24 protein-coding genes and 1 riboswitch are annotated in these 24,431 nt (G+C 60.2%); of the genes, 6 read left to right on the top strand and 18 right to left on the bottom strand.

Translation table 11 applies throughout. The features are described 5' to 3' along the window. Positions 1 to 2: 2 nt before the first annotated feature. From modA to moaA, 13 genes are all read right to left on the bottom strand, one after another. Positions 3 to 731 (bottom strand): molybdate ABC transporter substrate-binding protein, encoded by a 729-nt coding sequence (gene modA / locus BN1139_RS08305; RefSeq protein ID WP_005353449.1) that lies wholly within the window; start codon positions 729 to 731, stop codon positions 3 to 5. A gap of 87 nt (positions 732 to 818) precedes the next feature. Continuing rightward, positions 819 to 1,292 (bottom strand): molybdopterin synthase catalytic subunit MoaE, encoded by a 474-nt coding sequence (gene moaE, locus BN1139_RS08300; protein WP_005353451.1) that lies wholly within the window; start codon positions 1,290 to 1,292, stop codon positions 819 to 821. Between the two features lie 2 nt (positions 1,293 to 1,294). Further along, the gene (gene moaD / locus BN1139_RS08295; protein ID WP_005353453.1) at positions 1,295 to 1,540 is read right to left on the bottom strand and encodes a molybdopterin synthase sulfur carrier subunit; all 246 of its coding nucleotides are present in this window, start codon (positions 1,538 to 1,540) and stop codon (positions 1,295 to 1,297) included. Continuing rightward, positions 1,537 to 2,061 carry a cyclic pyranopterin monophosphate synthase MoaC gene (gene moaC, locus BN1139_RS08290; RefSeq protein ID WP_005353456.1) on the bottom strand — a complete coding sequence of 175 codons (525 nt, stop codon included), beginning with the start codon at positions 2,059 to 2,061 and terminating at the stop codon, positions 1,537 to 1,539. The genes moaD and moaC overlap by 4 nt, the downstream gene beginning before the upstream one ends. Positions 2,062 to 2,070: 9 nt before the next feature. Continuing rightward, positions 2,071 to 2,577: a molybdenum cofactor biosynthesis protein B gene (gene moaB / locus BN1139_RS08285; RefSeq protein ID WP_005344126.1), complete on the bottom strand. Its 507-nt coding sequence runs from the start codon at positions 2,575 to 2,577 to the stop codon at positions 2,071 to 2,073. A gap of 242 nt (positions 2,578 to 2,819) precedes the next feature. Beyond that, positions 2,820 to 3,410 carry a cytochrome c3 family protein gene (locus BN1139_RS08280; RefSeq protein ID WP_005353459.1) on the bottom strand — a complete coding sequence of 197 codons (591 nt, stop codon included), beginning with the start codon at positions 3,408 to 3,410 and terminating at the stop codon, positions 2,820 to 2,822. Between the two features lie 11 nt (positions 3,411 to 3,421). Continuing rightward, a complete protein-coding gene (locus tag BN1139_RS08275; protein WP_005334452.1) occupies positions 3,422 to 3,877 on the bottom strand; it encodes a nitrate reductase cytochrome c-type subunit in 456 nt (151 codons plus the stop codon). Beyond that, the gene (gene napH, locus BN1139_RS08270) at positions 3,877 to 4,752 is read right to left on the bottom strand and encodes a quinol dehydrogenase ferredoxin subunit NapH (protein ID WP_005353461.1); all 876 of its coding nucleotides are present in this window, start codon (positions 4,750 to 4,752) and stop codon (positions 3,877 to 3,879) included. Before napH ends, BN1139_RS08275 begins: the two co-directional genes overlap by 1 nt. Next, complete coding sequence (gene napG, locus BN1139_RS08265; RefSeq protein ID WP_005353463.1) at positions 4,749 to 5,486, bottom strand: ferredoxin-type protein NapG; 738 nt, start codon at positions 5,484 to 5,486, stop codon at positions 4,749 to 4,751. Before napG ends, napH begins: the two co-directional genes overlap by 4 nt. A gap of 16 nt (positions 5,487 to 5,502) precedes the next feature. Beyond that, complete coding sequence (gene napA, locus BN1139_RS08260; protein ID WP_005353466.1) at positions 5,503 to 7,992, bottom strand: nitrate reductase catalytic subunit NapA; 2,490 nt, start codon at positions 7,990 to 7,992, stop codon at positions 5,503 to 5,505. A 101-nt stretch (positions 7,993 to 8,093) separates the two neighbouring features. Next, positions 8,094 to 8,348: a chaperone NapD gene (locus tag BN1139_RS08255; RefSeq protein WP_031227438.1), complete on the bottom strand. Its 255-nt coding sequence runs from the start codon at positions 8,346 to 8,348 to the stop codon at positions 8,094 to 8,096. 29 nt (positions 8,349 to 8,377) lie between these two features. Beyond that, the gene (napF, locus tag BN1139_RS08250) at positions 8,378 to 8,920 is read right to left on the bottom strand and encodes a ferredoxin-type protein NapF (protein WP_005353470.1); all 543 of its coding nucleotides are present in this window, start codon (positions 8,918 to 8,920) and stop codon (positions 8,378 to 8,380) included. A gap of 239 nt (positions 8,921 to 9,159) precedes the next feature. Beyond that, the gene (moaA, locus tag BN1139_RS08245) at positions 9,160 to 10,155 is read right to left on the bottom strand and encodes a GTP 3',8-cyclase MoaA (protein ID WP_013723569.1); all 996 of its coding nucleotides are present in this window, start codon (positions 10,153 to 10,155) and stop codon (positions 9,160 to 9,162) included. Further along, a riboswitch (molybdenum cofactor riboswitch) is annotated at positions 10,143 to 10,283 on the bottom strand. Its footprint overlaps the gene before it by 13 nt. 78 nt (positions 10,284 to 10,361) lie before the next feature. Here moaA and narQ point away from each other — a divergent pair. The 3 genes from narQ (at position 10,362) to BN1139_RS08230 (ending at position 13,391) form a co-directional block, all read left to right on the top strand. Further along, on the top strand, positions 10,362 to 12,074 hold the full coding sequence (narQ, locus tag BN1139_RS08240) for a nitrate/nitrite two-component system sensor histidine kinase NarQ (protein WP_005353498.1): 1,713 nt from the start codon (positions 10,362 to 10,364) through the stop codon (positions 12,072 to 12,074). Beyond that, positions 12,074 to 12,712: a two-component system response regulator NarL gene (gene narL / locus BN1139_RS08235; RefSeq protein WP_005334471.1), complete on the top strand. Its 639-nt coding sequence runs from the start codon at positions 12,074 to 12,076 to the stop codon at positions 12,710 to 12,712. The genes narQ and narL overlap by 1 nt, the downstream gene beginning before the upstream one ends. A gap of 103 nt (positions 12,713 to 12,815) precedes the next feature. Continuing rightward, positions 12,816 to 13,391, top strand: a complete 576-nt coding sequence (locus tag BN1139_RS08230; protein ID WP_005334473.1) for an LON peptidase substrate-binding domain-containing protein — start codon at positions 12,816 to 12,818, stop codon at positions 13,389 to 13,391. A 249-nt stretch (positions 13,392 to 13,640) separates the two neighbouring features. Here the strand turns inward: BN1139_RS08230 and BN1139_RS08225 are convergent, their stop codons facing one another. Together BN1139_RS08225 and BN1139_RS08220 are read right to left on the bottom strand one after the other, a co-directional pair. After that, positions 13,641 to 15,737 carry a hybrid sensor histidine kinase/response regulator gene (locus BN1139_RS08225; protein WP_005353503.1) on the bottom strand — a complete coding sequence of 699 codons (2,097 nt, stop codon included), beginning with the start codon at positions 15,735 to 15,737 and terminating at the stop codon, positions 13,641 to 13,643. Between the two features lie 31 nt (positions 15,738 to 15,768). Then, entirely contained in the window at positions 15,769 to 16,953 is a 1,185-nt protein-coding gene (locus tag BN1139_RS08220) for an FIST signal transduction protein (protein WP_041202727.1), read from the bottom strand. Positions 16,954 to 17,066: 113 nt separating this feature from the next. Between BN1139_RS08220 and BN1139_RS08215 the strand changes: the two genes are divergently transcribed. Beyond that, positions 17,067 to 17,981, top strand: a complete 915-nt coding sequence (locus BN1139_RS08215) for a gluconeogenesis factor YvcK family protein (protein WP_005353509.1) — start codon at positions 17,067 to 17,069, stop codon at positions 17,979 to 17,981. Positions 17,982 to 18,020: 39 nt separating this feature from the next. Here BN1139_RS08215 and BN1139_RS08210 read toward each other — a convergent pair whose 3' ends face one another. The 3 genes from BN1139_RS08210 to lpcA all read right to left on the bottom strand — a co-directional run bounded on the left by BN1139_RS08210 (position 18,021) and on the right by lpcA (position 20,200). Continuing rightward, on the bottom strand, positions 18,021 to 18,356 hold the full coding sequence (locus tag BN1139_RS08210) for an Hpt domain-containing protein (RefSeq protein WP_005353511.1): 336 nt from the start codon (positions 18,354 to 18,356) through the stop codon (positions 18,021 to 18,023). Between the two features lie 291 nt (positions 18,357 to 18,647). Next, positions 18,648 to 19,457: a class II glutamine amidotransferase gene (locus tag BN1139_RS08205; RefSeq protein WP_005353514.1), complete on the bottom strand. Its 810-nt coding sequence runs from the start codon at positions 19,455 to 19,457 to the stop codon at positions 18,648 to 18,650. A gap of 164 nt (positions 19,458 to 19,621) precedes the next feature. After that, the gene (gene lpcA, locus BN1139_RS08200; RefSeq protein WP_005353517.1) at positions 19,622 to 20,200 is read right to left on the bottom strand and encodes a D-sedoheptulose 7-phosphate isomerase; all 579 of its coding nucleotides are present in this window, start codon (positions 20,198 to 20,200) and stop codon (positions 19,622 to 19,624) included. A gap of 254 nt (positions 20,201 to 20,454) precedes the next feature. Here lpcA and fadE point away from each other — a divergent pair, with 254 nt between their 5' ends. Together fadE and BN1139_RS08190 are read left to right on the top strand one after the other, a co-directional pair. Continuing rightward, positions 20,455 to 22,911 (top strand): acyl-CoA dehydrogenase FadE, encoded by a 2,457-nt coding sequence (gene fadE, locus BN1139_RS08195; protein ID WP_005353519.1) that lies wholly within the window; start codon positions 20,455 to 20,457, stop codon positions 22,909 to 22,911. 179 nt (positions 22,912 to 23,090) lie between these two features. Continuing rightward, complete coding sequence (locus BN1139_RS08190; protein ID WP_005353533.1) at positions 23,091 to 24,365, top strand: amidohydrolase; 1,275 nt, start codon at positions 23,091 to 23,093, stop codon at positions 24,363 to 24,365. Positions 24,366 to 24,431 lie beyond the last annotated feature (66 nt).

Below are 24,431 nucleotides of genomic sequence, written 5' to 3'. Positions count from 1 at the left end.
CCTTATTGGGGCAGGGCATAACCCGCAGCCTTGATCTGCGCCTGACCCGGCCCCTTGAGCCAGGCGACCAGCGCCTCGACCGCACTCCCTTTCTTCAATACCAGCCCCTGCTGCTCGATGGGGGGATAGAAGCTCGCAGGCACTGCCCAGGCTTCACCAGTCTTGCCCGCCTCAACCAGATTGGCCCAGGCGACAAAGCCCAGCTCGGCATTGCCGGTGTCGACAAATTGCCAGGTCTGGCCAATGTTGGCGCCGGTCAGCAACCGGTACTGCTTGGGATCGATCTTGAGATGGGTGAGGGTCGCCATGGCGGCAGCACCATAGGGAGCTGTGCGGGCATTGGCGATGGCGAGGTTGCCTTTCCAGCTACGCAGGGTCGCCTCGTCAGGGGCCGGCCCCCCCTTCTTCCACAGCCCCAGCTGGCCGATGGCGTAGGTGAAGCGATCGCTCCCCTTGCGCTCTTTTTCCAGCTTCTCGGGGGTCGCCGCATCGGCGGAGAGGAAGAGATCGAACGGTGCGCCGTGACTGATCTGGGTGTAGAGCACCCCGGTGGCGGCAGACGAGATGGCCAGGGTGTGGCCGGTCTTGGCGGTGAACTCCTTGCCGATACGCTCTATGGTGCCCTTGAAGTTGGCAGCCACGGCCACCTTCACTTCATCAGCCTGCACGGCACCGGTATGCAAGGTGGCGGCGCAGACGCCGGCGATGACAACAGATAACAGCGGTTTCATTCCCTTTCTCCTGATGGGGCCCGCACATCCGCGCCCCTTGGCGGGGCCGTGGTTCCCGTTGAACCTGCGCCCCTCGTGATGAACAGGTCAGGCTTGCCAGCGGGCAGCGGCGGCGTTGTCGCGATCAAGCGCCTCGACCCAGCGTTGCACACCCTCGGCAGTCAGCTCTTTTTTCCAGAACGGTGCCCGGGTTTTCAAGAAATCCATGATGAAGTGACAGGCATCAAAGGCTGCGTCGCGGTGGGCACTGCTCACCGCCACCAGCACAATCTGATCGCCAAGCCACAGCTCGCCGATACGATGAATGAGGGTACACTCCTGCAGCGGCCAGCGGCGGCGGGCCTCCTGCACGATATCGGCCAGCGCCTTCTCGGTCATACCGGGGTAGTGCTCGAGGGCCAGCCCCTTCACCTCCTCCCCCTGATTGAAGTCGCGAACCTTGCCAACGAAGGTGACGATAGCGCCACTGTCGGGGCGGGTGGCGAGGCGGGCATATTCGTCCGCCAGCGAGAAATCCTCCCGCTGCACCAGAATGCGATCTGTGATGGTTGCCTCGCTCATCCTTAACCTCCGGTCACCGGCGGGAAGAAGGCCACCTCATCGCCATCGTTGATGGGGGTATCGAGGGGCACCAGGGTCTGATTGACCGCCACCAGCAGTTTGCCCGCCTCGAGGGCGAGCGCCCACTTGTCGCCGCGCTCACAGAGCGCCGCGCGCAGTTGTTCGGCAGTGGCGTAGTCGCACGGCAGGCTCAGCTCATCGCAGGCCACCAGCTCTCTTACTTGCGCAAAAAACAGTACCTTGATCATGCTTGCTCCCCGCTATTTGACCCCAGCTGAAAATGGCCGGACTTGCCGCCCTTTTTCTCTACCAGCCGCACCTGTTCGATCACTATGTCCTTTTGCACTGCCTTGCACATGTCGTAGATGGTCAGCGCCGCTACCGACGCAGCCGTCAGCGCCTCCATCTCCACCCCGGTCTTGCCGGAGAGCTTGCAGAGGGTGCGGATATGCACCCGATTCTGCTCGGCCAGCGGCACTATCTCCACCTCGACTTTGGTCAAGGCCAGCGGATGGCAGAGGGGGATGAGATCGGAGGTCTTCTTGGCGGCCATGATGCCGGCGATGCGGGCGGTGGCGAACACGTCCCCCTTGTGGTGCTGGCCGCTCAGGATCAGCGCCAGCGTCTCGGGGGCCATGGCAACAAACGCCTCGGCGCGGGCTTCGCGCTCGGTCACCAGCTTGTCGGTCACATCCACCATATGGGCTTCGCCGCTCTGGTTCAGATGCGTCAGGTTGGGCTGGGTCTGCTTGGGATCGGTCTGGTTCATCGTTTGCTCTCAGAGGTGGGAGACAAAGTTGCACGGCTTGGTGCGGGCATCGAGCTGATCGCGGATCAGTTGCTCCCAACCCAGCTGGCAAGCGCCGGTGGAGCCGGGCAGACAGCAGATCAGGGTGCGATTGGCGAGTCCCGCCAGCGCACGGCTCTGCATGGCGGAGCCTTTAATCTCGGCAAAAGAGAGTTGACGGAACATCTCGCCAAAACCCTGTACGGTGCGCTCGAACAGCACACCGACCGCTTCCGGTACCCGGTTCTGTTCATTGAAGCCGGTACCGCCGTTAATCAGTACCACCTGCACCCCCTCATCGGCGATCCACTCGCTCACCCGCGCGCGGATGCGAAACAGGTTGTCCGGGCAGAGCGCCCGATCGGCCAACTGATGGCCCGCGTCGGTAAGGGCTGAGACCAGATAGTCGCCCGAGCTGTCATCGGCGGCGGTGCGGCTGTCGGAGACCGTCAGCACGGCGATCTTGAGGGGAATAAATGCGTTGTGTTTCTGTCCCATCGGGCAGCTCCTTGTGGCTATGGGCCGTCAACGAGGCAGGAAGAGAAGGGGTATGAGAGGCCAGCTGTCAGGGCGCAAAAACGGACGCAGACAGGGGTGACCAACTTGCTCAAGCGTGTGACGGCGGGCTGATTCTATCAAAGGTTTCACGAGATATGGGATTTAAAAGACACACAAATCTGATGCTTGTCCCATATATGAACAAAACGCAGGCCGGGCAAACCCGGCCTGTCGTCGCAGGATCAGAACCCTTTCACCCCGGTCATGTCGGGCAGCTGGTGAGCTATCCCCTTGTGACAGTCGATGCAGGTACTTTCACCACTGGCCAGATTGGTAGAGTGCATCTTGGCGGCACGCTGCCCCTGCAGGGAGAAGTCCATGTACTCGAAGTTGTGGCAGTTGCGGCACTCGCGCGAATCGGTCTCTTTCATTCGTTGCCACTCCCGTTCCGCCATCTCGCGCCGGTGCGACTCGAACTTCTCGCGGGTATCCACCTTGCCGGTGATCATGCCCCACAGCTCCTTGGAAGCCTGCACCTTGCGGATGATCTTGTAGGTCCACTCATGGGGTACGTGGCAATCCGGGCAGCTGGCCCGCACACCGGAGCGGTTAGCGTAGTGGATGGTATCGCGATACTCCTCGAACACGTTGTCCTTCATCTCGTGACAGCTGGTGCAGAAGGCCTCGGTGTTGGATGCTTCCATGGCGGTGTTGAAGCCACCCCAGAAAATCACGCCACCGAAGAAGCCCATCAGCAGGATGACCCAGAGAGCCGCCTTCGATGGTGACTTGAAGGTGGTCCACAGACGCTGGATAAAGCCGGGTAATTTCATCTATGGATTCCTCAGTTCAGCGCTTCAACCGGTTTAAAGGTATTTTCCACCAGCGGCTTGGCATCCGCTTGCGGTACATGGCACTGCAGGCAGAAGTAGCGACGCGGCGACACTTCACCCAGGGTCAGGCCGTCGCGGGTCTCGAAGTGAGTCGGGCTGATCTTGGGGGCCTTCATGGCGCTGGCATTCTTGAAGCTGTGGCAAGCCAGGCACTTGTTGACCTTGGTATCTACTTCATAGTTGCGAATGTCGTGGGGGATCAGCGGCGGCTGATGCATGTACTGGCGATCGTAGGGCGCGCCATCCTTGCGGAAGTTTTTCAGGGGCGCGGCGGTGGCATCGGTCACCAGATCGGTGGCGCCCCGCTCGGACTTGAGGCCACCGGTACTGTTGGTGATCTCGGGGGCCGCTGCCATCAAGGATCCCGCCATCAGGCAGGCCAGCATTGCTCCAATCAGCTTTTTCATTATTTGTTCTCCGACGTTTTTTCTGCCTTGACGGCAAAACCTACAGTGATTTCAAAAACTTGTTCCGCGCAGACATCGATGCAGCGGCCACAGTTGGTACACTCCTGAGCCGCAATCAAGGGCCCGTGACCGCGCTTGGCACCATGAAGAGGCCCGCGCAGGATGGGACGCTCCGGGCAGACCGCATAACAATCCATGCAGTTGTTGCACCGCTCGCGCCCCTTGGCAGAAATCTTGATAAATCCGACCCGGTTGACCAGGGCATAGAAGGCACCCACCGGACAGAGATGACCGCACCAGCCCCGCTCAACTACGAAGAGATCGAACAGGAATAGCGCCGCCAGCAGAGCCCAGCCCGCCCCCATGCCAAACAGCAGGCCGCGCATGGCCAGCGACACAGGATTGACCAGCTCCCACGCCATCACCCCGACCACCGCTGGCACCACCAGCACCATGGCCAGCAGCCAGTAGCGGGTCGCACGGCTGAACTGGCCATTGCCCTTGAGGCCAAGTCGCCCCCTGAGCCAGGCTGCGGCATCCGTGATAAGGTTGACCGGACAGACCCAGGAGCAGAACACCCGCCCCCCGACCAGCCAGTAACCGGCCAGCACAATGGCAGCACCCAGCCAGAGAGTTGTGATGGGCCAGTGACCCGCCGCCAGCGACTGCAACAGCGTGAGGGGATCGGTCAGCGGTACCGTCTCCAACAACAGCGAGCTGGAGAGGTTGCCCTTGAGAATCCAGATGCCCGCCAGCGGCCCCAGCAAAAACAGCCCGAGCACGCTGAACTGACTCAGCCGACGCAGCAGCAGGAAGCGGTGGGAACGCCACCACCCCAGCTTGATGCGAGCCTCTTCCCCCGGATAACGACTCATAACCCCTCCGGTTTGCGGGTGGGCAGGGTGAGTCTGTCGCCGATGAGCGACTTGTTCCCCGCCTTGGCCTTCTCTTCCCAGCCGAGCCGGTAGTGATGACCCAGCTCACCTTTGGCAAGCTGGCGTGGCACCACCTTGATGGCGGCCTCCTCCAGCACGCAGGCATGCTCGCACTTGCCACAGCCGGTACAGACATCGCTGTGTACCGTGGGCAGGAACATGGCGTGTTTGCCGGTACGCTGGTTATGCTGCAGCTCAAGAGTGATCGCCTTGTCAATCAGCGGGCAGACCCGATAACAGACATCGCAGCGCAGCCCCAGATAGTTGAGGCAGGTCTCGTGATCGATGAGCACTGCCACCCCCATCCGGGCCTGATCGATGTCGGTCATCTGCTGATCCAGCGCCCCGCTCGGACAGGCCACCACACAAGGGATGTCATCACACATCTCGCAGGGCACGGCACGCGCCTTGAAATAGGGGGTGCCAGTGGTCACAGGGTCAAACAGCCGGGCGAGCTTGAGGGTGTCGTAGGGGCACGCCTCGACGCAGAGCCCGCAACGCACACAGGCGCCGAGAAACTCTGTTTCATCGAGGGCTGCAGGCGGACGCAGCGCCTGGGCAGGCACAGCTTGTGCCTGCTGGCGGGCCACGCCACCGAGCCCCACGCCAAGCAGGCCCACACCGCAGGCCCCCTTGGCCATGTCGGCCAAAAACTGGCGACGACTACGACTCATCTCGTACTCCCCCGCCTCAGGCCTTCATCACCTTGACGGCGCACTTCTTGTAATCGGTCTCTTTCGAGAGCGGATCGGTGGCGTCCAGGGTCAGCTTGTTGACCAACTGGCTCGCATCAAAGAAGGGCATGAAGACCAGTCCTTTCGGCGGACGGTTGCGACCACGGGTCTCGACGCGGGTCTTCACCTCGCCACGGCGGGAGGAGACGATCACCTCTTCACCACGGCGCACGCCGCGAGCCTTGGCATCGTCCGGGTGCATGAAGAGCACCGCATCCGGGAAGGCGCGATAGAGCTCGGGTACCCGACGGGTCATGGTGCCGGTGTGCCAGTGTTCCAGCACGCGACCGGTGGAGAGCCACAGATCGTACTCCTGATCCGGCGACTCGGCGGCGGGCTCGAACGGCAGGGCGAAGATGACCGCCTTGCCATCGGGCTTGCCATAAAAACGTACCCCCTCGCCCGCTTTCACATAGGGGTCAAACCCTTCGCGATATCGCCACAGAGTCTCTTTGCCATCTACCACAGGCCAGCGCAGACCACGCGCTTCGTGGTACTGATCGAACGGTGCCAGATCGTGGCCGTGACCGCGACCGAAGGTGGCGTACTCTTCGAACAACCCTTTCTGGACGTAGAAACCGAAGTGCTCGGCCTCGTCGTTCAGCAGCCCCTTGCTCTGCTCTTTCGGGAACTGGTTGACCTGACCGTTGGCATAGAGCACGTCGAACAGGGTTTTGCCCTTCACTTCCGGCATCTTGGCAATCAGTTCAGCCGGCCAGACTTCCTCAACCTTGAAGCGCTTGGAGAACTCCATCAGCTGCCACAAGTCGGACTTGGCCCCTTCCGGCGCTTTCACCTGCTGGTGCCAGAACTGGGTGCGGCGCTCGGCGTTGCCGTAGGCCCCCTCTTTCTCCACCCACATGGCGGTGGGCAGGATCAGATCAGCCGCCTGGGCAGTGACGGTCGGGTACGGGTCAGAGACCACGATGAAGTTGCGCGGATCGCGATAGCCAGGCAGGCGATCGGTATTCATGTTGGGGCCGGCCTGCATGTTGTTGTTGCACATCACCCAGTAGGCGTTGAGCTTGCCATCTTTGAGCATGCGATCCTGCAGCACGGCGTGGAAACCCACCTTGTCGGGAATGGTCCCTTCTGGCAGTTTCCAGATCTGCTCGGCAATGACGCGGTGCTTGGGCTCGGTCACCACCATGTCGGCAGGCAGACGGTGGGCAAAGGTACCCACTTCACGCGCAGTGCCACAGGCAGAGGGCTGGCCGGTCAGTGAGAAAGGACCATTACCCGGCTCGGAGATCTTGCCGGTCAGCAGGTGGATGTTGTAGCAGAGGTTGTTGGCCCAGACGCCACGGGTATGCTGGTTGAAGCCCATGGTCCAGTAAGAGACCACCTTCTTGCCCGGATCGGCATAGAGCTTGGCCAGCTTTTCCAGCTTCTCTTTGGAGACGCCGGAGAGCTTGGAGACCGACTCCACATCGTAATCCGCCACGAACTTGGCAAACTCCTCAAAGGTCATCGGAGTGGCATCGCCGCTGTCCGGATTCTTCGCTTTCTGCTGCAGCGGATCGGTCGGGCGCAGGCCGTAACCGATATCGGTGACCCCCTTCTTGAACACGGTGTGTTTGTTGACGAAGTCCCAGTTCACCTTGTCGTTCTGGATGATGTAGTTGGCGACATAGTTGAGGATCGCCAGGTCGGTCTGCGGAGTGAACACCATGCCGTTGTCCGCCAGCTCGAAGCTGCGGTGTTCGAAGGTCGAGAGCACGTGCACCTGCACATCCGGGTTGGAGAGACGGCGATCAGACATCCGCGACCAGAGGATGGGGTGCATCTCGGCCATGTTGGAGCCCCACAGCACGAACGCATCGGCCTGCTCGATATCGTCGTAACAGCCCATCGGCTCATCCATGCCGAAGGTACGCATAAAGCCGACGACCGCAGAGGCCATGCAGTGGCGGGCATTGGGGTCGATGTTGTTGGAGCGGAAACCGGCCTTCATCAGCTTGGCGGCAGCGTAACCTTCCCAGACGGTCCACTGGCCGGAGCCGAACATGCCGACAGCGGTCGGCCCCTTCTCTTTCAGAGTTGCCTTGAACTTCTCGGCCATGATGTCGAACGCCTGATCCCAGCTGATGGGGGCGAAGTCGCCATCCTTGTCGAACTGGCCGTTCTTCATCCGCAGCATCGGCTGGGTCAGGCGATCCTGGCCGTACATGATCTTGGAGAGGAAGTAGCCCTTGATGCAGTTGAGGCCACGGTTGACCGGTGCATCGGGGTCGCCCTGAGTCGCCACGACCCGACCATCCTGAGAGCCCACCAGCACGGAGCAGCCGGTACCGCAGAAGCGGCAGGGTGCCTTATCCCAATGGATGGCCGTCTTGTCGGTACTGGTGATGAGATTGGCTGCCAGCGTGGGGGCACTGACACCGGCCACGGCAGCGGCAGCTGCCACCGCGTTGGCCTTCATAAAGTCGCGTCGACTCAGCTTCATGGCATATCCTCACATTGCTTATCGCGTAATAGTTGTCGAATCTGTCGAACGGGAGCCAGCCATCAGCGGCAGAGGGCACGCCCGGCATCCCATCACTCTTTTCAGTGACCGCCCAGTTCATCGAACTGGTGGTAAATCAGGGCGGCTGAGAGCACACCCGGCATCGCCTGTATCGCATCAATGGCCGCCATGATCGGCCGCTGGCTCGGACCTTCCAGGGTCACGACCAGCTTGCCCTCGTCACTGACGGCGTGGATCTCGGCCCCTTCAAGGGCGCCAATCTGCTCGGCGAGCTGATGGCGCAAAGGGGGCTGGGTCAGCACCACCAGACTCGATACATGGAACTCCTGATCCATTGTGGCTTCTGTGTCACACGGCTTCTGACTCATTCTGACTCCTGCTTGAGGGTGGGCTGGCTCGCACCACCGGATGGGGCGGCTCGCCCGTCGACCTTGATGCTGCCAACCGGACAATCCTGCACACAGGCGCCGCAGCCATTACAGCGATCCGGCTCGACCGTCGGGGTGGGCACACGCCCCAGCACCGGAATAAAACGAATGGCATTGGGCTCACAGCTGTCCTGACAGCGCTGGCAGAACACCTGACCATTGGCCAGACAGTTGGCCTCGATATGGGCCTTATAGTGCCAGGGGGACTCGCTGGTCGGGCGAAACAGCGGCGCCTTGCAGACCGTGACGCACTCGGTGCAGAAGGTGCATTCGCCACGCTGGAAATCGACCACCGGAAAACCACCCTCGCCATTCACCAGGATCTGCTCCGGACAGGCCGCCAGACAGTCCCCGCAGCGGGTGCAGTCGGCGACAAATGCCGACCAGTTGACTGACCAGGGCAACTGCACCGGCGGTTCGGCAGTTCTCAGCCGCCCCCGGAACAGGCCGCGGCGGGCAAGATCGATCTCATCCGGCATGTTGACTCCTGTTCTGGTGAAAAAGGGGACAGTGCGAGTCCATGATTGGCATTCTTGATACCAATTATAAGAGTGGGTGTATATTGCGGCCCTGACAAGGTAAGGGATATACCACCAGGGAGATAAACAGGGGGGATTCTTGCGCCAGATCAAAGCCTTGCAGCGCAATAAAAATGGAGGTATCGGTTAAAATACCTCCATGTGAGGATTGCTATTTAATCGTTGGCGATTTTTTGCGGTTATCCGCCGATCGAGGCGAGATGAGGGGTGATGCCGGCATTGCCCTCATGGAGACGATGGGTGGCACTCTTGCCCGCCAGTGCCGCGCGAATGCGCTGTTGCAGCTCATCAGATTGTCCATCTGCGCCGAGCAGATCCCGCAGGTCGATGCCGTTGTCGCCAAACAGGCACAGATGCAGCTTCCCCAGCGAGGAGACCCGCAGCCGGTTGCAACCGGCACAGAAATCCTTGCTGTAGGGCATGATAAGCCCCACCCCACCTTGCGAATCGGGGTGCATAAAGACCTGCGCCGGACCGTCATCCGTGCCCCGCAACTGCTGCACCCAACCGCTCTCCAGCAAGCGCTGTTTGATCTGTTCGCCGCTGACATGGTGGTCACGAAACAGGGTATCCATCTCGCCAGTCTGCATCAGCTCGATAAAGCGCAGCTCGATGGGCTTGTGCCTGATCCAGCCCAGAAAGGCATCAAGCTGGTAGTCGTTGAGCCCCTTGAGCAGCACAGCATTGATCTTCACCGATTTGAAACCGGCGGCCAGTGCTGCTTCGATCCCCTCCATCACTTCGGCCAGCTTGTTCTCACCGGTGATCTGATGAAACTGGCGCGGGTCGAGACTGTCGACACTGACATTCAGCGCGTTGAGTCCGGCATCAAACCACTCCTGAGCCCGCTCCTTGAGGCGATAGCCGTTGGTGGTCATGGCGACCTTCTCGATGCCCGGGGTGGTGGCAATCACCTTGACGATCTCGGTGAAATCGCGGCGCAGGGAGGGCTCGCCCCCCGTGATGCGCACCTTGCGGGTGCCCATGGCGGCAAAACCGCTGACCACGCGGCGGATCTCGTCAATCGAGAGAAAGGGTTGACGCCCCGTTTTGTGGCCTTCCGGGGGGCGATAGCCGTCAGGCAAACAATAGGTGCAACGGAAATTGCACACATCGGTCACTGACAGACGCAAATAGTAAAAACGACGGGAAAAACCATCTTCAAGTGGCAACATAAACACCTTTCCAAATACGGGAGGCCAGGGCATTTCTTTCCTGACCCTTACAGCTCGAACGTCGGCTGACGGCTGGTTTCCCCCTATCGCTAGGACTTAGGCAAAACCGCTCGGAGTTCATCTAGTTTTTCGATGCTAACACAAGTTGGAGTACACTCCCACGCATCTTGCGGGGTCCTTATCACTATTCAGAGGTGCGCATCAGTATGGGAAAACGGTTCAGGGTCCATTCGGTCAGCAGTGCCATTGGCCGCGCCATGGTATTGATCCTCTTCATGGCCAGCCTGATCGCGCTGGTCGCCATGGTCACCCTCTTCTACTCGGTACCCGATGCCAAGGCGATCAACCTCTCCGGTTCGCTGCGGATGCAGGCCTACCGGATGGCCTACGAAATCGAGCGGGGCGACAGCGTGCTGGGGCGCCTCTCCCAGTTTGAAGAGACCCTGCACGCCGAAGAGCTGCAGGAGACCCAGCGCTGGATCACTCCTGCCTCCCTGCGTCGCACCTATGGCGAGGTGCTCGGCCAGTGGCAGGTGATGCGCCAGCACATCGAGGATCGCACCCCCAGACGGTACACCGATAACACCGAGCAGTTTGTGGCGGCCATCGATAATTTCGTCAATCAGATGCAGTACCACGTGGAATTCAAGGTGAGGATGCTGGCACTGGCGGAGGGGCTCGGCCTGCTGGCCATCATCACCATCGCCTGGTTTACGGTGCGCTTCACCCGTCAGCAGGTGGTCGCCCCCCTCAACCAGCTGGTCTACTGCGCCCGCCAGATCCAGCGGCAGGATTTCGATCTTAAGCTGCCCGCCCACGGCGAAAACGAGCTGGGGGAGCTGTCGCGCGCCTTCGTCACCATGGCCGATGAGCTGGGCAAACTCTATCGGGAGCTGGAAAACAAGGTGGAAGAGAAAACCGCCAAGCTGCAACAGGCCAACGACACCCTCTCGTTTCTCTACTCGACCGCCCAAAAGCTGCACGCTGCCCCGCTCAGCACCCGTACCCTTATCAAACTGCTGGACAGGGCTGCCGCCCACCAGCATATCGACCACATCCGGCTGACCCGCTTCGAGCACAACGCCATGCCGGTCTACATCTCGGGGCGCACCGGCTGGCCCGGCGATCTCGATGCGGTCGCCAGCTTTTATCTGCAGATGGATGAGCAGGAGTTCGGCCGCCTCGACATCATCAGCCAGCACCCCATCGATGAGCGGTTGATCAAGAACTTCACCATGCTGCTGGCTCAGGTGCTGCACAAAGACCAGACCCTGCTGCAACAGCAGCGACTGCTGCTGATGGAGGAGCGGGCGGTGATCGCCCGGGAGCTGCACGACTCGCTGGCGCAGGCGCTCTCCTACCTCAAGATCCAGTCCACCCTGCTCAAGCGCTCTTACGCCAAGGAGCAGCATGACAAGGCGCAGGAGGCGATGCAGCAGATCGACGAGGGGCTTAGCAATGCCTATACCCAGTTGCGTGAACTGCTCGGTACCTTCCGTCTCACCATTGGCGATGCCAATCTGGGGGAAGCGATCCGCGTCATGCTCGATCAACTGCAACCTCAGACCCAGGCCGAAATCCGGTTCCATTACGGACTGGCCGACAACGACCTGGAGGCGGGCCAGCATATCCACATTTTGCAGTTGATCCGTGAGGCAGTGCTCAATGCCATCAAACATGCCAACGCGCAAGTGATTGATGTTAGCTGTGAGACCCTCGCCAGTGGTAACATTGAGGTTCAGATTTCAGATGACGGTGTCGGGATCGGACTCGCCAGCTCGGCGATCAACCATTACGGGTTGAGCATCATGAACGAGCGCGCCAGCAAACTGCACGGTCTGCTGACCATCAACGAGCAGCAACCACAAGGCACCTGCGTGCATCTGACCTTTCCCACCAGTCTAGCGAGAGACGCCTGATGGACGAGATGAAATACACAGTTCTGGTCGTAGATGACCATCCCCTCATGCGCAAAGGGATTGTGCAGTTGCTGGCTCTGGAAGAGAACATGGAGGTGACCGGTGAAGCCTCCAACGGCACAGATGCCGTGGCGCTGGCCAAAGAGTCCGAGCCGGACCTGATCCTGCTCGACCTCAACATGAAGGGGCTCTCCGGCCTCGATACCCTCAAGGCGCTGCGGGCCGAAGAGATCACCTCCCGGGTGGTGATCCTCACCGTCTCCGATGCCCGTCAGGATGTGGTGGCTTTGCTCAAGGCCGGTGCCGACGGCTACCTGCTCAAGGATACCGAGCCTGATCTGCTGCTGGCCCAGCTGGCCGACGTGATGACCGGCAAGCAGATCCTGAGCGAACCGCTGCGCCCCTATCTCGAAAACATCTACGAGCTGGATCACCTGCAGCAGAAGCTGGAAAGCTTAACGCGTCGCGAAATGCAAATCCTGCGCGAAATTGCAAAAGGCCTCTCCAACAAACAGGTCGCCTCGGTACTCCATATCTCCGAGGGAACGGTCAAGGTTCACGTGAAGAGCCTGCTGAAGAAACTCGAGGCGCAAAGCCGCGTGGAAGCAGCTGTCATGTATCTGGAGCAGCGCAACTAAGCGCCCTCAACCGCCCGAAAAGCCACCCTCCGGTGGCTTTTTTCATTCTCTGGCACAGTCGCTGCATTGTCATATTCAGCAACTACTCAATGGAGGATGGAACATGAAACTACAACCTTTGGCACTGTTCCCCTTGCCTTCCCACATACTGCCGGGCGGCAAGCTTCCTCTGCGTCTGTTCGAGCCACGCCACCTGCAGATGCTCAAGGAGTCATTCATCAACGATCAGGGCTTTGGCATCGTGATGGAAGAGTCGACCACCTCGGGACAGTCCGGCCGCATTCTGCCGGTGGGGACCCGGGTCAAGGTGACCGACTTCTACACCCTCAATGATGGCCTGCTGGGGGTGACGGTGCTGGGACTGGAGCGCTTCTGTATCCACGAGATGGAAACAGACGAGATGGGCCTGCGCCGGGCCAAGGTGGAGATGCTGCCCAACTGGCCGAGCACCCACTCAGATTTCAACGACAAGCTGCTGGTCAATCGCCTGCGGGAAGTGTTCGAGCAGTATCCGGAGCTTGATGAGCTCTATCCGGACAAGCGCTTTGAAGATGCCGCCTGGCTCTGCCAACGCTGGCTCGAGATATTGCCGATGCCGATTTATGAAAAGCAGATGCTGATTGCCAAACAAAACAGCGAAGCGGCCCGTAAATTCCTGCATCGCCTGATTTCACAATGACAAAAACAGCGTTGCAAAATGCAATTATTCCAACAATGAAAATGTGAAATTCGCATTTTGCGAGTAAGTAGGAACGCAAAACACCATAACAAGAGAGAGCCGCTGCGCTAAACGGCCAAAATTGAACACAAAAGAGTCCTGAAAAAGTTGGCACAGATTTTTCATATAGATTGATACAACCCGATTTATCCCGTGCTCTCTTCAGTATTTGCTGAAGAACTGGTCAACCCACAAAGTTGACCATTTTTTTTATCCGCGCGTCGGCAACCGCTGACCAAAATGACGCTGCAAACACTCTCTCAGCCGTGACAAGGTGATGGGCTTGGCGAGAAAGTCATCCATCCCCTGCGCCAGACAGCACGCCTTGTCCTCCGCCATAGCATTGGCCGTCAGGGCGATGATAGGCATAGTACATCCCAGCTCCCGCAAGCGCCGGGTGGCTTCCAGTCCGTCCATCAGGGGCATCCGCATATCCATCAGGATCAGATCCGGGATCTGCTCATCCACCTGCGCCAGCGCTTCCAGACCATTGGCAGCCAGCCGAACCTTGCCCACCAGTTTTTGCAGCATCAGCGACACCACCAACTGGTTCACCGGGCTGTCCTCCACCACCAGCACATCCAGTGGCAGCAGTGCCGAAGCCCCCTCCTCCCGCTGCGGCTGGCTATGGCAAGGCAACGCCATGCCAGGCAGTTCGAACCAGAAACAGCTTCCCTTGCCCGGCTCGCTCTTCAGGTGGATCTCTCCCCCCATAAGCGTCACCAGACGCTTGCTGATGGCAAGACCGAGGCCGGTACCGGAAAAACGCCGGGTGGCCGAGTTGTCGACCTGGGAGAAGGGTTCAAACAGCAGCGCCTGATCCGCATCAGCGATCCCGATCCCGGTGTCGGAGACCGAGATCAGCAGCTTCTCATCCTGCCAACCCAGGTGCAGTGTCACCTGCCCCTGCTCGGTAAATTTGAGGGCGTTGTCCAGCAGATTACCCATCACCTGCGACAGACGCATCGGATCCCCCTGCAACTCCCGGGGCACAGACTCATCGACCCGATAAACCAGCGCAATCCCCTTGGCGGTCGCGCGAGCTTGCAGCGGCTCGACCAGAGATTGGCAAAGCTGGACGGGTTGCAGGGTCTCGCAGTGAAACACCAGGGTTTGCGACTCAATTTTCGAAAAATCGAGCACGTCGTCGATGATGGTTTGCAGCAATCTGGCCGAGTGGGTGGCATGGCGCAGCAGGCTCTGTTGCTCCGGCGCCAGCTCGGCATGCTGCACCAGATCGAGCATCCCCAACACCGCATTCATGGGCGAGCGGATCTCATGGGTCATCATGGCGAGAAACTGGGACTTGGCACGGTTGGCCGCTTCAGCCTCATCCCGTGCCCGCGCCAGCTCCTCTTCCCTACGGATCTGGTTACTGATATCCCGAGCAGTGCCGCGATAACCAATAAACAGGCCATCATGGTCAAAGCAAGGCTCGGCACTCACCTCCATCCAGCAGGGGCCATGTTGCAGCGCAACCTGCATCCGCACCCCTCGCACCGGCTGGCGCAGATCCAAAAGCTGCAGGTATTTCTGGGCATCGCAGCTCTGCTTGTTGCAGACGTAGTCATAGAGGGTCGGCCGGGTCGCCTGCGGGGTCATCTCATCCAGATAACCCGGCTCAGAGGCATAACTAAGGCGATGCTCGGCATCTGTCTCCCAGAACCAGTCCGAAGCCATGGCGGCGAAGCTGCGAAAACGGCGTTCGCTGGCCTGCAGCGCCTCGGTTTTTACCGCGACCTGTTCCTGCAAGCGGGCCCGATAGGTGATGTTGACCAGCGCTTGGGCGATAAGCGGGCGGCAACGCTCCATGGCGGCCTTGCTGGTGAGATCGAAGGTGCCCGCCCGAGCGTGGCGGCAGATGAGGGTGGCGGTAAAACCGGGGGCCTGCAGCCCGGTCAGCATCACGCTGGCCCAGCCCGGCTCGCTCGCCAGCGGCGCAAGCTCAGGCAGCTGGGCGGGATCGTAAATCACTAGGGTTTCACCCGAGATAGCGCGGGCAAATGCCGGGGTCATGCGCCAACTGCGGGCTGATAGCATTGGCTCGGTACTGAGGTGGGTACTTCCCTGCTCCCCTTCCCAGGCCACCACATCCGCGTGCTCAAAGCCGATAAAGGGTTTGAGCACCTGGATAAGGCTCTCCAGCACCTGCTCCAGCGTCTTGGCATCGGCGAGGGTGGCAACCCCCCCCAGCAGAGTCTGGGACTCGTGACGATACTTGGCCTCGCGCTCGCGGCAACGCATAAGGTCGACCAGCGTGGTCTGCAATTTGTCGCCGAGGGCTTCCAGTTCACTGTTGCCAATCATCTTGTTGCCTGCTCTATTATGTTCTGCCGACTCAACGGGTCAGGAAAATCACGCTCGATACCATCAGGTTGCCGTGGGCCAGCTCGCCATTGGGCAGCCGCCCCTGTTCGCCGAAGGTAAAGGGGGTGATAAAGGGGATCTTGCCGAGGCGAGCCTGGCTCTGCTCGACAAATTGGCACAACATATCACCTAGCGCCAAACGACAACCAGCACAAAAGATGATGAGCGCGCCGATGGGCTGCAATTCCACGTCGACCCCATACCCTGGCTCGATACGCATGGCATTGAGGCTGCGCTGCAGCAACCCTTCCTGACTGCTGTACATCAACAGCAGACGCTCCCCTTGCACCACATCGGTAAAAAGCCGCAGCCCGCCCTGTTCGGTCACCGCTTCGGGATGGGAAAGTTTGTAGTAAGGAATACCATCCAGCGCTCCCACCTGACGAGCCAGCGGGGTGAGCGTGGTCTCGCGCAAAATCGCTCCCACCGGCCAGAGCTGCTCGCGCCCGCACCAGCGGGCATAGACCTCGGCGGCAGGCTGGTGATCGATGGTGAGTACCTCCCGCCCGTTGCAGGTGGTGATCTCGCCGCTGAATTCGGCAGGCACATAACCGGAGTGAAACTGAAAAGCGAGCTGGCAATCGGGATAGAGCACCGCCAGACCGATGCCATCCTGAGCCACCGCCTCATCCCAGCAGAGCTGCCAGTCACCGCTGACGCTGCTATCTGCCGCGGATCCACCGACCACCGGCACCGAGGCACCGAGTTCGGCCTCGATACCGGCCAGCAGCCCCTCTTCCTTGCCGGGACTGGCGTGAAACAGAATCAACTGGGGCAGCTCGCCCGGTCGACCACAGTCGCTCATGGCTCGGCGCAGCAACTGCCGCACATCCACCCCGTCACCGCTGGCACCGGCTACCCCGAATGCCCCTTTCTCATCGTACAGGGCAGCAACGGCCAGCCCATATCCGTCTCGGGCGTGGTGTCCCATCTCGGTCATGACACCACCGCAAGAGCTGCACCCAAGCAGGCGGGTCGTCGGGAACTGGCGTTTGAGCGCGTCGCGCAGTATCGCCCCCTCATGGGCTTGGGTAAAATAGAGTAACAGCAGGGAGGGGGCCTGATCGGCATAGTGGCGCAGCTGCGCGCAGATATCTTGGGCCGCCAGCGATGAATCCTGGGCGAGGGAGTGAACGGTCAGAAATTTCAACACCATCTCCTTGTTTTATCGAATGGCAGCCTCAAGCAAAAATCATACCTTTATCAAACAATTATCTCGCTTCGCTTGCTAACATAGCGGTCAACTGAGACCAATGACAGGACGCCCATATGTGGCAAAAAAACATCAATGACTTCGATCGGGTCGTTGCCATCGGTGGTGGCCATGGCATGGGACGAGTGCTTTCGTCCCTCTCGTTTCTCGGTCAACGGCTCACCGGCATCGTCACCACCACAGATGATGGCGGCTCGACCGGACGCCTGCGCAAGAGTCAGGAGTGCATCGCCTGGGGCGATCTGCGCAACTGCCTGAACCAGCTGGTGACCGATCCCAGTATCGGCAGCCTGTTGTTCGAATACCGCTTCGCCGGCAAAGGCGAGCTGGCGGGCCACAACCTTGGCAACCTGATGCTGCTGGCGCTCGATAATCTCTGTGTCCGTCCTCTTGATGCTATCAAGCTGATCAGTGACATGCTCAAAATCGAGTCACAATTGCTACCCATGTCTGAATTTCCCACCGATCTCTGCGCCCATATGGAGTGTGGCACCCAGATCCTGGGAGAGGTATCCATCGATCAACTGGCAACACCGCCTCTCTCCCTCGGCCTGATGCCGGAAGTGCAAGCGACCCGGGAAGCGGTGCTGGCATTGCAGCAGGCGGACATGATCATTCTGGGGCCGGGCAGTTTCCTCACCTCCATCATGCCGCCATTGCTGCTGGCCGAGATCGCCCAGGCCATCAACGAGAGCAGCGCCATGCTGGTTTTCGTCTGCAATCTGGTGACGGAAAACGGCCCTGCCAGTCAGCTGGATCTGATGAGTCAATGTCGCTGGCTGGAATCCCGGGTCGGTCAGGGTCGGCTGGATGCCATCCTGGCCCCACAAGGCGCGGGTGATGCGGGGGACTGGCAAGGGCGAGTGATCGAAGCCGAGCTGGGCGAGCTTGAGCTGCCCCATCGGCACGATCGGTTGAAGCTGAAACTGGCGCTGGACCGGATCATCCAGCAACTGCTCAACCAGCGTTAGGCTACGGTCACGGCGCCCCGGCATCCCTGCATGGCGCCGTTACTGATAATCGGCAAGAAACGCGAGCACCTGGGGCAAGGAGGCCTCCAGCAGTTGCAATTGGCGCTCTGCCTCGGCCACATCGGCCTGCTTGCTGGCCATCTCCAGCGCCATCACCTGCTGATAACTCGGCATGGCGCCATAGCTGCCACAGGATGATTTCATGCTGTGCGCCACCCGAGCCAACGCCTCCCACTCCCCCTGCTCATAGAGGGGTCTGAGCTGACTCAGCTGCTCGCCCACCTCTTCAATAAAGACTGCGATGACCACGGGCAGCATATCCGGACCGATATCCTCTGCCAGCTGCTGCAACACCTTGCGATCCACCCACTCCATGCGAGGCTCCTCCAGAACGGTATTCAAACAGACCATACTATAGATAGTTTTCGATGTCGTGGCTCATGACCAGGCAGTGATGAAGCACCCGATTGGATGACTCAGGGAATAAAGTGGCAAAAAATGTGATCAGTATCGAAATAGCGATGCTGAAACGCCCCTCAACACAACAACTTGATTGCCACAAATTAACAATTGATCAACACTCAATGCCGTCAGAGTGATGATGCTCAGCAACACCTCTCATCCCTTTTGCCTTTTATGGCTGCTGCGAAGAACCAGGGTAGGTATCTACCCTGGTATTTTTTTATCTTGCTCAAGCGCGACCTGGTTGGTCGCCACCCGCTCCCCCATGCGAAACAGATTGAATTCGCCGGGCGCCATTTTGACCCAATTCTCATTGCCGGTCAGCGGACGGGTGGTGATCAGGGTCACCACATCGTTGGGGGTGGTCTCCCTTTGAAAGTCGATCACCACCTCCTCATCCAGCAGGCTCGCCTCGCCAAACGGCGCACAGCGAGTCAGCCAGTGCAGGTTGTTGCTGCAGTAGCTCATCACATACTCCCCGTCCGAGAGCAGCATGTTGAACACCCCGAATGCTCTGAGCTCGTCACACAGGGTGGCGAGATAGCGAAACATGGCGGGAAAGTTGGCAGGACGCTTGGGATATTTTTGCTCCAGCCGATCGAGCAGCCAGCAGAAGGCGTGCTCGCTGTCGGTATCCCCCACCGGCCGGTGGCGACCGGTTGGCAGCTTCTTGTAACCGGTCAGCTGACCGTTGTGGGCGAAAGTCCAGTAACGGCCCCACAGCTCACGGGTAAAGGGGTGGGTATTTTCCAGTGACACGCAGCCACGGTTGGCCTGCCGAATGTGGCTGACCACGGCGCAGCTCTTGATGGGCAGCGCCTGTACCAGTCTGGCGATGGGAGATTGGGCGCTGGGCTCGGGATCCTTGAAGGTGCGAAAGCCCTTCCCCTCGTAGAAGGTGATCCCCCAGCCATCCTTGTGGGGCCCGGTCTTGCCGCCGCGCAGCATCAACCCGGTAAAGCTGAAGCAGATATCGGTCGGCACATTGGCACTCATGCCGAGCAGTTCGCACATATCCGGCAGACTCCTTTCATGATTTGGCTTGTGTCATGTTCGACCAGCACGCTGGTTCGACAGACAACAGGGGAAGGCGCAATCCCTTCCCCTGTGACTGGCAACAACCGGCAGATGGCGAACCATGCTACCGGCGCAGCCCTTATCTGGTAGTTATGGCCTGATTACTTGACCATCTCTTTTTCGACCAGCTGGATCAGGATGTGGATCACCTTGATGTGCACTTCCTGAATACGGTCGGCATAGCCAAAGTGCGGCACGCGGATCTCGACATCCGCCAGACCCGCCATCTTGCCGCCATCCTTGCCGGTCAGGGCGATCACTTTCATCCCTTTGGCGCGGGCAGCCTCGATGGCTTTCAGGATATTGCCGGAGTTGCCGCTGGTGGAGATGCCAAGCAGCACGTCGCCACGACGGCCAACAGCTTCAACGTAACGGGAGAAGACATAGTCATAGCCAAAGTCGTTGGAGACGCAGGAGAGGTGGCTCGGATCGGAGATGGCGATACCGGCATAACCCGGGCGGTTCTCGCGGTAACGACCGGTCAGCTCTTCGGCAAAGTGCATGGCGTCACAGTGGGAGCCACCGTTGCCACAGGAGAGCACCTTGCCCTCTTCCTTGAAAGAGTCAGCCAGCAGTTTGGCGGCCGCTTCGATGTTTTTCAGGTTCTGCTCATCAGCCAGGAAGGCCTGCAGCACGCTGGCAGCTTCGGTCAGTTCATTGCGGATCAATTCTTGGTACATGATGTCTCTTCCACTGTTTTTAGTGTGCGTGTAGATCGCGGCTATTCTCGCACAAGCGAATCGCACAGTCGCCCCCCTGCGAGCCACAGCGCTGGCGGCGCGTGAGCGTTATGGGGATCACAGAGAGAAGGTAATGAAGATGTAAACAGCTTGATAACTTTGTGCGTATGAATTACAACAGGGGCCATATCCAACAGGTCAGACCTCTGGATCAGTTACACCACGTTGGCAATCTTTCACGCAAGGAGCAAGCAATGACGACGACCCTCACTCTGCTCGGGGTGATCCTGGTTATCGGAGCCCTGGCCTATCGCCGGGCATCCCTGTTCATCTCCACCCTGGTCACCGGCGCCGCCCTGGTGCTTGGCGCCCTCTATGGTCATGTGCCCTTGCTGGTATGGGCGCTGTTCGCGGTGATCGCCATCCCGCTCAATCTGGTGGAATTTCGCCGCAATCAAATAACCAAGCCGCTGTTCAAGATCTACAAATCGATCATGCCGGAGATGTCCCGCACCGAGAAAGAGGCGATTGAAGCGGGCACCACCTGGTGGGAAGCCGATCTGTTCGCGGGCAACCCGGACTGGAAAAAGCTGCACGCCATCCCTGTAAGCGCCCTCTCTGCCGAAGAACAGGCCTTTATGGATGGTCCGGTCGAGGAAGTGTGCCGCATGGTGAGCGACTGGGAAGTGACCCACGAGCGCGCGGACCTCTCCCCCGAGGTGTGGCAATACCTGAAGGACAACAAGTTCTTCGCCATGATCATCAAGAAGAAATATGGCGGTCTAGAGTTCTCGGCCTACGCCCAGTCCTGTGTCCTGCAAAAGCTGTGCGGTGCCAGCGCCGTGCTCGCCTCCACCGTTGGCGTACCCAACTCGCTGGGCCCGGGCGAACTGCTGCAACACTATGGCACTGACGAGCAGAAGGATTACTACCTGCCCCGCCTGGCGGTAGGTAAAGAGATCCCCTGCTTCGCCCTGACCAGCCCGGAAGCGGGTTCTGACGCAGGTTCCATCCCCGACTTCGGTATCGTCTGCAAAGGCGAGTGGGAAGGGAAAGAGGTGCTAGGTATGCGCCTCACCTGGAACAAGCGTTATATCACGCTCGCCCCCATTGCTACCGTGCTGGGTCTGGCCTTCAAACTGCGTGATCCGGAACACCTGCTGGGTGAAGAGGAAGAGCTCGGTATCACCTGCGCCCTCATTCCCACTCACATCAAGGGAGTCGGCATTGGACGTCGCCACTTCCCGCTCAACGTGCCGTTCCAGAACGGCCCGACCCAGGGCAAGGATGTGTTCGTCCCGCTCGATTTCATCATCGGTGGCCCAGCCATGGCTGGTCAGGGCTGGCGCATGCTGGTCGAGTGTCTGTCAGTCGGTCGCGGCATCACCTTACCCTCCAACAGCACAGGTGGCGTCAAGATGCTGGCCCTGGCAAGCGGCGCCTATAGCCGCATCCGTCGCCAGTTCAAGCTGCCCATCGGCAAGATGGAAGGGATTGAAGAACCGCTGGCCCGCATCGGTGGCAACGCCTACATCATGGGCGCCGCAGCCAACCTGACCGTGACCGGCATCGACCTTGGCGAGAAGCCCTCGGTCATCTCCGCCATCGTCAAATACCACCTCACCGACCGTGCCCAGAAGTGCATCATCGATGCCATGGACATCCACGGCGGCAAAGCCATCTGCATGGGCCCCAACAACTATCTGGCCCGTGGCTATCAGGGTGCCCCCATCGCCGTTACGGTAGAAGGGGCCAACATCCTGACCCGCAGCATGATCATCTACGGTCAAGGCGCTATCCGCTGCCACCCGTATGTACTGCCGGAGATGCTGGCTGCCAGCCACCCGGATAAAGAGCAGGCGCTGAAAGATTTCGACAAGGCGGTATTCAGCCACGTCGGCTTTGCCATCAGCAACCTGGTGCGCAGCTTCTGGCTCGGTATCACCGGCGCCCGCTTTGCCGCGGCCCCTTACAAGGATCAGACCAAGGGCTACTACCAGCAACTCTCCCGCCTCTCGGCCAACCTGGCGTTCCTGTCAGACATGGCGATGGGCACCCTGGGTGGCGAGCTCAAGCGCAAGGAGCGGGTCTCCGCCCGCCTTGGCGACGTGCTGAGCCAGCTCTATCTGGCCTCCAGCGCCCTCAAGCGCTATCAGGACGAGGGACGCCAGCAGGCCGACCTGCCGCTGCTGCACTGGGCACTGCAAGATGCCATGTTCAAGGCACAAGAGGCGATCGACGAGCTGCTGCGCAACTTCCCGAACCGCTGGATTGGCCTTGCCCTGCGTGCCGTGGTGCTGCCGCTGGGTCGTGACCTGAACCGTCCGTGCGACAAGCTGGACCAACAGGTTGCCCGTCTGCTGCAAACCCCGAGCGAGACCCGCAGCCGCCTGGCCAAGGGCCAATACCTGACTCGCGAAGAGGGCAACCCCTTCGGTCTGCTGGAGCAGGCGCTCGATGACGTACTGGCCGCCGAGCCACTGTTCGAGAAAGTCTGCAAGAGCGATGGCATCAAGCGCCCCTTCATGGCACTGGACAAGGTGGCCGACATGGGTCTGGCCGCTGGCGTACTGACCCAGAGCGAAGCCGAGCTGCTGCGCCGCGCCGAAGTGAGTCGCCTGCGCACCATCAACGTCGATGATTTTGACCCCATCGATCTGGTGGCCAACAAGAAGCTGTTTGAAGCCTCCGCTTACCATCACGCGGCCTGATAACCAGCTATCGACAACGCCTCCCTTGTGGAGGCGTTTTTTATGGGCGCTCACCACTATTCACGGCCCGAACAGCCACCACTAGCACGCACAGCTCCCCCGACCAGCTGCAGCCCCCGTGTGGTCAGCCGGGAAAAAAGGCACAATAGCCGACAAATCGAATCACCAAGGAAGCCAAGATGACCCTTGAGCACCTGATCCTGTGGCGCCGCGACCTGCACCGCCTGCCGGAAGCGGCCTGGAAAGAGTTTCGCACCACCAGCCTGATTGCCCACCACCTGAGCGAGCTCGGTTATCGCATTGTGCTTGGCGACAAACTGCTGGCCAGCAATCTGATGATGGGCCGTGATGTGGATGTGGCGGCCGAGAAGGCCCGTGCCCGCCGTCAGGGAGCCCATCCCGACTGGCTGGAGCGGATCGGCGATGTCACTGGCCTGATGGGAGAGCTGGATACCGGCCGTCCCGGTCCGACCCTGGCCTTTCGCTTCGATATCGACGCGGTGGAGGTGGAAGAGTCCGATGCTGAACAACACCAACCGCAGCAGGAGGGTTTTGCCTCCCACAACAAGGGGTGGATGCACGCCTGCGCTCACGATGGCCACACCGCCATCGGCATGGGGCTGGCCAGCAGCCTGATGGCGTTCAAGGAGCAGCTGTGCGGTCGCATCAAGCTCTTCTTCCAACCCGCCGAAGAGGGGTGTCGCGGTGGCAAGGCGCTGGCTGCCGGTGGTGCACTCGATGACGTGGATGCCCTGCTCTCGCTCCATATCGGCATTCACGCTGGCAGCGGCGAGCTGGTGATCAACCCCACCGAGTTTCTCTGCTCCACCAAGTTCGACGTCCACTTTATGGGCACCGCCGCCCACGCGGGGCTCGAACCCAACGCCGGCAGCAATGCGCTGGCCGCCGCCTGCATGGCCACCACCGCCATGCTCGGCATTCCCCGTCACCGCGACGGCATGACCCGCATCAACGTCGGCCAGCTTCACGCTGGCAGCGGCCGCAACGTCATCCCCGATCATGCCGAGCTGCGCGGTGAAACCCGCGGCGCCGATAGCACGCTCAACGACTACATGTTCAGTCAGGTACAACGCATCGTCGAAGGGACTGCCCTCGCCCACGGTGTCACCTATCGCATCATCAAGCAGGGTGAGGCCATTGCCCTCGACAACAGCCCGGCACTGCAGGCCGAGCTGGCGGCGCTGGCCCGCAAGCAGGGGCTCGCCACCATCCAGACGCGCCGCTTTGGCGCCAGCGAAGATGCCGGTTTTCTGATGGAGCGGGTGCAAAAGCAGGGGGGCGAAGCGGCTTACCTCATCCTGGGGGCCGATCTGGCGGCGCCGCACCATCACAACGAATTCGATTTCGATGAGCGGGTGATGCAAAGCGGGGTAGAGCTACTGGCCGCTTGGGCCCGTGCACGACTGGGTGTGGCAGAAGCAGCCCTCTCTTGATATCCCCTCGGCCAGCTCACCGGCTAACGGGATCAAAAAAAGGCGCCTCGGCGCCTTTTTTCTGCA

The sequence above is a fragment of the Aeromonas veronii bv. veronii genome (assembly GCF_000820225.1).
In the GTDB taxonomy this organism is placed as follows: Bacteria; Pseudomonadota; Gammaproteobacteria; order Enterobacterales; family Aeromonadaceae; genus Aeromonas; species Aeromonas veronii.
Note: the sequence above shows the minus strand (reverse complement) of the source record. Positions and strands in the feature narration are given on the sequence as shown.

Excerpts from the sequence above, each read along its gene's own strand:
- BN1139_RS08230 (WP_005334473.1), top strand. The coding sequence starts at position 12,816 with ATGAAACTACAACCTTTGGCACTGTTCCCCTTGCCTTCCCACATACTG.
- BN1139_RS08190 (WP_005353533.1), top strand. The coding sequence starts at position 23,091 with ATGACCCTTGAGCACCTGATCCTGTGGCGCCGCGACCTGCACCGCCTG.
- BN1139_RS08275 (WP_005334452.1), bottom strand. The coding sequence starts at position 3,877 with ATGAAAAAGCTGATTGGAGCAATGCTGGCCTGCCTGATGGCGGGATCC.
- BN1139_RS08280 (WP_005353459.1), bottom strand. The coding sequence starts at position 3,410 with ATGAAATTACCCGGCTTTATCCAGCGTCTGTGGACCACCTTCAAGTCA.
- narL (WP_005334471.1), top strand. The coding sequence starts at position 12,074 with ATGGACGAGATGAAATACACAGTTCTGGTCGTAGATGACCATCCCCTC.
- BN1139_RS08210 (WP_005353511.1), bottom strand. The coding sequence starts at position 18,356 with ATGGAGTGGGTGGATCGCAAGGTGTTGCAGCAGCTGGCAGAGGATATC.
- napF (WP_005353470.1), bottom strand. The coding sequence starts at position 8,920 with ATGCCGGATGAGATCGATCTTGCCCGCCGCGGCCTGTTCCGGGGGCGG.
- narQ (WP_005353498.1), top strand. The coding sequence starts at position 10,362 with ATGGGAAAACGGTTCAGGGTCCATTCGGTCAGCAGTGCCATTGGCCGC.
- BN1139_RS08215 (WP_005353509.1), top strand. The coding sequence starts at position 17,067 with ATGTGGCAAAAAAACATCAATGACTTCGATCGGGTCGTTGCCATCGGT.
- moaA (WP_013723569.1), bottom strand. The coding sequence starts at position 10,155 with ATGTTGCCACTTGAAGATGGTTTTTCCCGTCGTTTTTACTATTTGCGT.
- moaC (WP_005353456.1), bottom strand. The coding sequence starts at position 2,061 with ATGAACCAGACCGATCCCAAGCAGACCCAGCCCAACCTGACGCATCTG.
- BN1139_RS08220 (WP_041202727.1), bottom strand. The coding sequence starts at position 16,953 with ATGGTGTTGAAATTTCTGACCGTTCACTCCCTCGCCCAGGATTCATCG.
- napA (WP_005353466.1), bottom strand. The coding sequence starts at position 7,992 with ATGAAGCTGAGTCGACGCGACTTTATGAAGGCCAACGCGGTGGCAGCT.
- moaB (WP_005344126.1), bottom strand. The coding sequence starts at position 2,577 with ATGGGACAGAAACACAACGCATTTATTCCCCTCAAGATCGCCGTGCTG.
- napH (WP_005353461.1), bottom strand. The coding sequence starts at position 4,752 with ATGAGTCGTTATCCGGGGGAAGAGGCTCGCATCAAGCTGGGGTGGTGG.
- moaE (WP_005353451.1), bottom strand. The coding sequence starts at position 1,292 with ATGAGCGAGGCAACCATCACAGATCGCATTCTGGTGCAGCGGGAGGAT.
- napG (WP_005353463.1), bottom strand. The coding sequence starts at position 5,486 with ATGAGTCGTAGTCGTCGCCAGTTTTTGGCCGACATGGCCAAGGGGGCC.
- moaD (WP_005353453.1), bottom strand. The coding sequence starts at position 1,540 with ATGATCAAGGTACTGTTTTTTGCGCAAGTAAGAGAGCTGGTGGCCTGC.
- BN1139_RS08225 (WP_005353503.1), bottom strand. The coding sequence starts at position 15,737 with ATGATTGGCAACAGTGAACTGGAAGCCCTCGGCGACAAATTGCAGACC.
- BN1139_RS08205 (WP_005353514.1), bottom strand. The coding sequence starts at position 19,457 with ATGTGCGAACTGCTCGGCATGAGTGCCAATGTGCCGACCGATATCTGC.
- lpcA (WP_005353517.1), bottom strand. The coding sequence starts at position 20,200 with ATGTACCAAGAATTGATCCGCAATGAACTGACCGAAGCTGCCAGCGTG.
- fadE (WP_005353519.1), top strand. The coding sequence starts at position 20,455 with ATGACGACGACCCTCACTCTGCTCGGGGTGATCCTGGTTATCGGAGCC.
- BN1139_RS08255 (WP_031227438.1), bottom strand. The coding sequence starts at position 8,348 with ATGGATCAGGAGTTCCATGTATCGAGTCTGGTGGTGCTGACCCAGCCC.
- modA (WP_005353449.1), bottom strand. The coding sequence starts at position 731 with ATGAAACCGCTGTTATCTGTTGTCATCGCCGGCGTCTGCGCCGCCACC.